Origin of the sequence: Streptomyces sp. SID12501 (assembly GCF_010550245.1) — a bacterium.
GTDB lineage: Bacteria > Actinomycetota > Actinomycetes > Streptomycetales > Streptomycetaceae > Streptomyces.
The window spans coordinates 1-385 of record NZ_JAAGLU010001067.1 but is presented as its reverse complement, the minus strand read 5'-3'; the positions used below and the strand labels follow the sequence as shown (position 1 = coordinate 385).

Sequence of the window (385 nt, the reverse complement as noted above, 5' to 3'; positions counted from 1 at the left end):
GACGTGCTCGGACGGTGACGGGGACGTCCGTCCCGACCGTTGGAGCATGCCCGGTGGCACGCTCGGCCGCGTGATCCATCTCTACCTGCACGCTCGTGCGCTCCCGGGCGCGCGGCCCGCAGTCGAGTCCTTCCTCGCCGAGGCGCGCGCCGTCTACGAGGAGCTCGACGGCGTCGCCGTGCGGCTGCAGTGGTCGACCACCGACCCGGACGCCTTCGTCGAGATCATGGAGTACGCCGACGAGTCGACCTGGCGTCGCGACCAGGAACGCGTCGAGCACGATCCGCGCATGCGCGCCCTGATCGAGCGGTGGCACGGCCTGCTCGCCTCCGGTCCGGTCGTGTCGACCTACGAGGACGTGCCGATCACCGTGCCGTGACCTGCT

General features: G+C 71.2%; 1 protein-coding gene. It reads left to right on the top strand.

Features of this window, described 5'->3' with window-relative positions; all coding sequences use genetic code 11:
* On the top strand, positions 1 to 379 hold a 379-nt coding region (locus G3I71_RS49850), incomplete at its 5' end, for a hypothetical protein (protein ID WP_203733288.1).
* Between the last annotated feature and the right edge of the window lie 6 nt (positions 380 to 385).